The following is a 1,396-nucleotide window of genomic DNA, read 5'->3' as shown; positions in this document are numbered from 1 at the left end:
CGCCCAGCCGCTGGCCGGGCTGGATCGGCCAGCGGTGGAAGCGGCGCTGGCGCCGTGCCGCGAGCGCGGGCTGATGCGGGTGCGCTATGTCGGCAAGATCAACGCCGGCTTCGCCGAGATGGTGCGGCGCCTGGCCGAGGTGGCCAGGCAGACCGGCATCGGCAAGCGCGTGCTCGACCTCGATTCCAGCGGCGGCCAGGTCGAGGCGGCGATCCGCGCCGGCGATGCGATCGGCGAATCCGGCTGGACCGTGTGGGTGCGCGAAGGTTCGGTCTGCCACAGCGCCTGCGTGTTCGTGCTGGCCGCCGGCGACAACCGGCTGATCTCCGGCAAGGTCGGCATCCACCGGATGATGCGGATCAGCTCCACTGCGACCTCGCGCGCCGAGCTCAATCGCGAGCTGCAGGAGGTCTATGGCAACGTCAAGGACTACCTGGAGCGCAACGGCGTGGCGGTGGCGGTGGCCGATCTGATGATGACCGTGCCCAACCGCAGCCTGCGCCTGCTCACCAGCGACGAGCTCAAGCAGTACGGGCTCGACGGCACGAATGCGGTGCAGGACGATCTGGAACGGATCAAGCAGTTGCGCAAGTGCGGCGACGATTTCGTGCGGCGCAAGGATGCGTTCCTGGTCGCCTTCGACCAGGAGTGCAAGACCAAAAAGGACGTGGATCTGGAGAGCCTGACCGCCTGCGGCCAGGCGCTGAAGCAGCGCTTCGGGTTCCCGGACCAGGCCTGTCCGGCGGAAAGCCCGCTGTCGGAGATCGACGTGGCGACCCTGCCGCTGGCCTCGCCCGGCGCCTGAACGGCCGCTGCGGCGCATGCCGCCCATTCACGTGGCGGGCATGGACGCGGGGCTAGCGTCGCCGCATCCCATCCCGGAGCGCGCGAATGGCCGCCGGAACCCGCTTGATGCTGCGGCTGTACCTGCCCCCGGCGTTGCTGGCGTTGGGCGGCTTCGTGATCGCAGAAGTGCTGCTGCACCTCGCCAACGGCCTGCATGCGCCTTGGCTGGCGCGGACCGGCTCGCTGCTGAGCCTGTTCGGCCTGCTCGCGGCGACCGCGTGGGCACTGTGGGCGAGTTGGCGCGCCTGGCACCGCCAGCGCTATGCCGCCCCGGCCGCGGCCGCGGGAGTGGCGAGCGAGAATACGGTAGTGGTGAGCGAGGAGACGCCATAGGGCCGCTGCGCTGGCCCGCGCAGGCCGCGTAGACTGCGGCCTTGCCACCGCCGCTGCCGAGCGATGTCCTTGTCCATCTCCTTCACGTTCCGCCTCACTCCCGTCCTGCTGGCCCTCGTCGCTGGCGTCGCTTCCGCGCAGAACGCGCCCCCGGCATCGTCCGCGCCCGCGCCGACGACTGCCCCGCCAGCGGCCCCCGCCGCCCCTGCTGCCGCTC

The 1,396-nt window shown here is 71.1% G+C and carries 2 protein-coding genes; both read left to right on the top strand.

What is annotated here, in order from left to right; genetic code table 11:
* The coding region (locus tag D588_RS24545) for a hypothetical protein (protein WP_017916075.1) at positions 1-805 on the top strand (805 nt) is incomplete at its 5' end.
* Positions 806-891: 86 nt separating this feature from the next.
* Positions 892-1,179, top strand: a complete 288-nt coding sequence (locus D588_RS0111440; RefSeq protein WP_017916074.1) for a hypothetical protein — start codon at positions 892-894, stop codon at positions 1,177-1,179.
* Positions 1,180-1,396: the final 217 nt, after the last annotated feature.

This window comes from Xanthomonas sp. SHU 308 (assembly GCF_000364645.1).
Classification (GTDB): Bacteria; Pseudomonadota; Gammaproteobacteria; order Xanthomonadales; family Xanthomonadaceae; genus Xanthomonas_A; species Xanthomonas_A sontii.
The sequence above is the reverse complement of the archived record's forward strand: the minus strand, read 5'-3'. Positions and strand labels throughout refer to the sequence as shown.

Excerpts from the sequence above, each read along its gene's own strand:
- D588_RS0111440 (WP_017916074.1), top strand. The coding sequence starts at position 892 with ATGGCCGCCGGAACCCGCTTGATGCTGCGGCTGTACCTGCCCCCGGCG.